Annotated in this window: 1 protein-coding gene; it reads right to left on the reverse strand. The window is 47.7% G+C overall.

Going from position 1 to position 6650, the window contains the following annotated elements; all coding sequences use genetic code 11:
* Position 1 precedes the first annotated feature (1 nt).
* Positions 2 to 5998 (reverse strand): FG-GAP-like repeat-containing protein, encoded by a 5997-nt coding sequence (locus J2Y43_RS25665; protein ID WP_309987940.1) that lies wholly within the window; start codon positions 5996 to 5998, stop codon positions 2 to 4.
* Between the last annotated feature and the right edge of the window lie 652 nt (positions 5999 to 6650).

Raw genomic sequence — 6650 nt, forward strand, 5'->3', positions numbered from 1 at the left:
GTTAGAAAAGGCGAATAATGGCGAGTCCAAAAGGGACTAGGTACTCGCCTAATTCAATCTTTGCTTTTTTTTCAGGCAATTCGGAGTATTTATGCATTGATGTATTAGGAGGATAGAAGTTGGGGTCCCACGTAAAGCCTTGTTGTCCATTGAAGTACTCCGCGGCCCTAAAATTCGCATCTAGTTCAGTCCACGTGGAGCCGGTAATACTGGCTAGGCCAACCTTGCTTAAGTAAATTATCCCCATTTCTTGGCTTTGCAAATAGTGCCCATACTCATGCATGAATGTATAGCCACCGTCTCCAAGAGTTCCGACATTTGCCTGACCATCTTCTCCCAGATTTATGAAGGAACCTAATGTTACTGAACTACTAAAGCGAGGGTTGGACGTAAATGTTGCACCTCCATAGTACTGCACACGTTGAGCGTCGAATGCTGTGTTCGCAAATTGAGAGTACATTAATCCTGCGGTAGTCTGAGGGCCTTGCCAAGTGAATCGAGAAATTAACTCCCAAGCTCTTTTACGCCCGCTTTTGTCAGAGTCTGTTTTGATTAGACCGGCGTATATTTTGTGAGAATTACTAGCGTTTCGTTCTGCTCCGGCGAATCCGCCCCTTATGAAACCTACAGATAGAGCCCCACCACTCATGGCATCCAAACCGGTGAATGATATTGGATCAACGGCAGCCAATGCTGGCAACATTACCAAGGCTCTAAAAACCGGATTTTGTTTATCAACCCAATTCTTAAACCGATTCAACCAGGTATGCCCACTCGGATCTGTATACTTCAACGGATTATTCATCACATAGCTATACCGATTGTAAGACTGCGTCGAATATGGCCTCTGCACATAATTATCCGCACTCAACACCCTCCCGACCACCGGGTCATACATCCGCCCATTCATATTGATCAAATTAAAATTCGTCAAATGCTCATGCCCCGTAAATCCACGGTACAGGTAACTAGTCGGCGCGGGGACGTTGGTGTAATCCCAATTGGCAGGATGGCGCAACCGGCCCCAGGCGTCGAAGTTTTGATCGAGAATGACGGTGCCGTTGAGGACGGTCAATGTCAGGAGCGAGCCGAGGTGGTCGGTGTAGGTGTAGTAATATTGGTCGGCGCCGTTTTCGCGGATGACGATGGCGGAGAGGCCTGCGGGCGTGTGGATGTAATGCAGGTGCTTGTCGGGAACACCTGTGGTAATGTCCTTTTCGTAGTTTCCGAAATAGTAATGCGTGTTGATCAGCGCGCCGTTCTTTTTCATCACGCCTTTGATGCGCTGGTAACCGGCATCATAGGTGTAGGTGAGCTCGTAAGGCTGGCCGGAACCATTTTCGGTAATCTTTTCGGGCTGGTTGAAGGCCGTGTAGCTAACGTCCTGCGTGAGCATGGGCAATGCGGTGGTAGGCGCGATGATGCCCGCGAGCGCATTGAGTTTTGAAGGGTGGTAGCTGAATTGCTGCCCGGCATCGGTTTTTGAAGCTATGTTGCCCGAAGGTTCATAGGTAATCGTCTGCACGGGCTTGCCCGCCACGGTGGCCGTTAGCAGGCGGCTGAGGTTGTCGTAGGTAAAGCTTTCTTCCTTGTTTTTGATGTAATCCTTGCGCTTGGTGAGGTTGCCTTTGGGATAATCCCAAGTCAGTTCCAGGTTCTGGACCCCGGCTGTGGAGAACAGCTTCGGAATGCCGTAGTCGTAGTTAATCACCGAAGATTTGCCATTGCCCAGCGTGTAAGCTGTGTTCTGGCCCAGGCCGTTCATGCCGGTATTAGTGTAAAGGGTTACCGAGCTATTGGTGTTCTTGATGGTTGCCGGGTAACCATTTGCATCATAGGCATGATTGGTGCCAAACCCGGAAGGGTACAGCACCGAGGCAATATCCCCGTAATTATTGTAAGTATACGTAGTGGTGTATGCGGAGCCATCGACTGTTTCCGTGATAGTGGCTACCCGATCATAGGCATCGTAAGTGTAATCTTCCACATTCCCGGCAAAACCGGTTATTTTTTCAATCTGATTGATGCCGTTGCCCGAGGCCCGATATTGGTAAATAGTTGCGGGCTCGCCGGCTTTTACTCTGGTGGCTATCCTTCCCGCAACATCGTAGGTTAATGTGTAAGTCGCTCCATTGGCATTGGTTTGGCTGACGAGCTCCCCTAACGAATTGTAGTCGTACTGGGTGGTGCCAGCGTTCGGATCGGTCAAATGCGTTTGACGGCCATAAGCATCATATTGGTTACTGGCGAGTGTAACTGCGCCGTTCTTGATGTCCTTTACGCCACCGTGACTGAAATAGGTGTACGCCAATGTTCCGCCATCATCCGTCGAGCTGGTTACCTTTCCACTGGCGTCGGTCTTCTGAGAGGTCGTACCGGTTGGGGTAGTCGTAGTGGTGGTAAGGTCGCCCGCCGCGTAGGTATAACTGATCGTCTTCGTGCCCATCGCCCCGCTGTTGACATTGTAAGGCCGGTTGTACTCATCGAATTGGGTGGTAGTGGTGATGTATGTTTCGCCTGTCTTGTATGGCTGGGTATTGGATACAACGTTACCCCTCGCATCATAGGTTTGGATCTGTGTGACGGCCTGGTTACCAAAACCTTCGGTTTCTCTTCTGATTTCGCGGCTAAGCAGGTCGTACCATATTTTAACATTCGGTTTACCAGGATGTGAAACCAGGCTGTACCATACCGAGCCATTGGCCAGGTCCCATCCGTAGCTTTGCATGATGTTATAGGCGGCTGGCGCAGCGATCGTTGTAACGGTCGGCCTTCCGAATACATCGTACTGATAAGTTGTAGTGAGCCCCTCGACGCCCGTTGAGGTCAATGGTTTGCCCCATTTGGGATCATATGTAGCAGTGGAACTCTGGCTGAGCTCGTTCACACTGGATTCGGCATAGCGGCCTTTCAGATCGTATATGGACGAGGTAAAGCGTGGAGGAGAAGCACTTGGGCCATTCGGTGTAATAGTCGTCTTTTTCAGGTTTCCTAATGGGAAATATTCATAGGTAGTGACAACGTTTTTAGGCTGGCCCGAAAAATCTGTTTTCGAAGTGAGTTGCCCAATACCATTATAACCATACCCTGTCAAAACGGTGAAGGCAGGTTGCCCCGACCGGGTAGTTGTAACGGTTACTGACGTCGGCTTGTTTACTACCCCGGCCGGATAGGCTCCGTAAATGATATCAGTGAAAACAGTTTCTACTCCATTACTGACCGTGCTTTGCTTGACGTTGCCAAAATCGTCATACACATTTATGGTAGTTGTCGTTCTGCCTTCCAGTACCTTGTTTTCAAGGATATTGGTTGTTTTTACCCAAAAACGTTTGGCGGCCGGAGAAACGGCTACATTGGTGTTGGTTGTCTGGCTAAGCAGGGCATTGGTTGATGCAAGGTGAATCGAAGTTCGGTAGGGGATCGCTGTGTAATAAGTGGTATTGAATTCATTTTCTGCAATGGTTTTGATCCCTGTTGCCAGATTGTTGGCCGTTATTTTGCCAAATCCGAGAAAGCCTTTGCCTGCACGATGCAGCTTACTCGCTTCATAGGTGTATTGAATGGTGTTGTAGCCACCAATTCCGTTCTGCATTTTGAAATCGGAAACAGCATACAGCGCCGGCTGTATCGCATTAAACGGATAGGCCGTCAGGTTTCCGCGGATGTGGAAGCCATTCTCATCGGTGAGCTTTTTGTAAACCCATTCAGTAACGTGGTTGTAGCCGTTCTTGACTTTTTCGAGCAAATTTTCCCTGCCTTCTTTTTTGAAATAGAAGACGTCCATTGGTATGGCAGTATTCTTGAAGTTGATAATGTCGGCGCGGCGGTCGCCGTTGAAATCACCAATCATCGGAGGCGGGGCACCCAAATTCACTGCGTAACTACTATTTATACGATAAAAACTAACCCCGGCACTCGAATAGCCCTTGGCGTAGTAGACATCGAAATTCGAAGGTGCCGCTGTTTGCCACCCATGGTAAATGTCCGATTTGCCGTCCCCATTGATATCGGCGATACCCAGCTGGTCACCCGTGAAAGGATCGGTATCAGGAGTTGTATTAAATGTAAAGGGTGATTCGTAGAAACCTACACCATTGGAGATTGCTACTTTCCACGCGCCAGAGGTGGTTAATTTGGCAAGAATGTCCGTTTTGCCGTCGCCATTGAAATCACCGAAATAGCTAAGATGGTCTTTGGTTAAATAATTGGTTGAGTAGTGAATGCGGCGTGCGGTCCAACCGTCGAATGTAAAAACTTCACAATTGGTCCCTTTGATCAGCATGATATCGCTTTTGCCGTCGCCATTGAAATCCACGACGTGGACTTTGTCGGCGGTGGGCCAATCGCTGACCGCTAATGAGAATACGCCTGAAATAACGATGGATCCAAAATCGGGCTGAACCTTTCCATTATATAGATGACAATTGTAGTTGAGGGCACTACTTCCCAACATGGTCAGTATGTCTTGTATGCCATCGCCATCGTAGTCACCCGGGAAAATGAAGTGCCCGGTGGGATGAATTTTAGAATAGCCGGTGTACGGGGATATGGTCAGCGGATCAAACTGGATCTCAGGTTGTGCATTGGTTTGCCAATCGTAATTCTGAACAGTACGATAAATGCGCAAGCTGGTCAAAGTGCGATTCTGGCCCGAACCGGCAATATTGGTCATTAAAACGTCATCAGCGCCGTCACCCGTGAAATCATATGCCAGGAAATCGAACGAATTAGGAATGCTTTGCTTCTTCACCACCGAGTAAGTAACGGGCGCGTCCGTCACGTTGACTACGTAAAAATCGTTCGGCTTCGCATTGTAGGCTGGATACTTGGCGTAAACGATCATCCTGTATACGGCAGGATTCTGGATGAGACTGGCTTCCAGAAAGTCTGTTAACCCATCGGCATTGAAATCTCCTGTGATGGTCGTTGAAGAAGGGTAATCATATCCATCTGTGGTAACGGTACTGAAATCGGCGGGAGGATTGCCGTATTTGAAAATGGTAGCATTGAGTTGTGTTCCGTCTGAGCCTGCCTCGATGATGTCTTTTAAATAGGAATTGATATTATCGTGGCCGTAATTGAACTGGTAACTTCTTACGGTCGATCCCTCGGCTTTTGTGGTGACTTTATCCAGTAAATACTTGCTTTCGATCTTTGTGTCGTTTTCAAAACCAGCGTTTTCATCGACAGTGCGAATTTTGTAATCGAATTTGACTTGGTTATAAGGAGCTAACCCTTGCGCTGCATTGCCCGTATAGTTGATTTCATCGATGAGCAATGCGAAACTGGCGTTGGTGTTGTATTTGAAGGTGATGTAATTCCCGTCGGGATACAGGATGCGCGAAAGCGCCCAGGTAAGCACGGTAGCAAATTGGCCGGTAAGCCTGGAATCCGGGGTGTTGCCATACTCCATTTTCACTCCGTCCTTTGTAGTTACTTCAAACCATTGCGGCCCATTCCCTTGTGTGCTTTTAGAGGTAATGGTTGCAAAATTTTCGCTTTCAGTTCCATAGGTCGTATTCGGTTCGCCATAGTTGCCAACTTTGGCTATCAGCCTGGCACCGTCCAAAACAAACCTGTCGCTATTCGTCATAACGACCGGGTTCGTTTCATTGTCGAAATACATATTCCGTGTGCATCGTGTGATTTTTGACAATCCACCGATCTCCCAGCCTTGGCCAAGAACACCGTTACCGGTCATGGAATGGTAATTTATCGAAACAGCCGGGCTAATGCCATTTGTCCCGGGAGGTACCACGATCGCTATCGAGTAGCTTGCGCCTCCCGAGACTGTGCTGCCACTGCCTGCTATGCTTCCAACCGGCAAACCTTGGTTAATTGCCCGGCTTTCGAACGTCGCACCTGTATAGAGGGTTTGATACACGACGTTTTGGGCGGACAAATTCAAACGTGTGAAAATAGTCAGGAGCCAAAACAACGTGTGAACATGATTTAATGTCGCTGCTAATCGTGTATTGGGAATGTAGGGTCTGTTCATACGCAAAGCGTTTAATTTGGATAGTGGTGAATGAAATGTGTGATCGCGAGCGGAACGGGCACAGCGCTGCCACTGCTCCTTCCGAGCATGAAATACGGATTGATATAGATGTATATGGAGCCACCCAGTGCGGGTTATTGGCTAGATTTGGTGCTCTCTGGCACCCGTCGGGGCAATTGAATGAAGAGTGATGGAAGCTGAGTAGGTGTAGTTGTAAGAATTAGCGATACGCTATGTTACAACCTTGGCAAACCTATATATTTTAATTTGCAGGAATTGTAGAATGTAGGGTCTATTTATTTATAGGTAATTTAATTGATTGATTATGAATCGATTATTTAAATTATTCCCTTTTGATAACTGATCGGGCTTTATCCACAAACGCAGATGCTTATTCGTCGTGAGATGTGCAGCATGTTTTGCTTCGGAATGATCCTGCAAAAACTTTCGATTTTTTTGAGGGTATATTATTTTCGTTATCAGGTGTTTAGGTAAAGTCGGGTAAAAAGATTCAAAAATATTTGTGTCTTGCACTTGCATTTAAAAAATTAACCCTGCACTTTTGCACTCCCAATCGGGAATAACGGTAGCGAAAACGGTCGCTGCCACGAGTTCTGGGAAGCCGGAGCAAGGTTCTTTGACATGATGAAGA

Origin of the sequence: Dyadobacter sp. BE31 (genome assembly GCF_031457695.1) — a bacterium.
In the GTDB taxonomy this organism is placed as follows: Bacteria; Bacteroidota; Bacteroidia; order Cytophagales; family Spirosomataceae; genus Dyadobacter.

Coding starts and splice junctions, on each gene's coding strand:
- J2Y43_RS25665 (WP_309987940.1), bottom strand. CDS start 5,998: ATGAACAGACCCTACATTCCCAATACACGATTAGCAGCGACATTAAAT.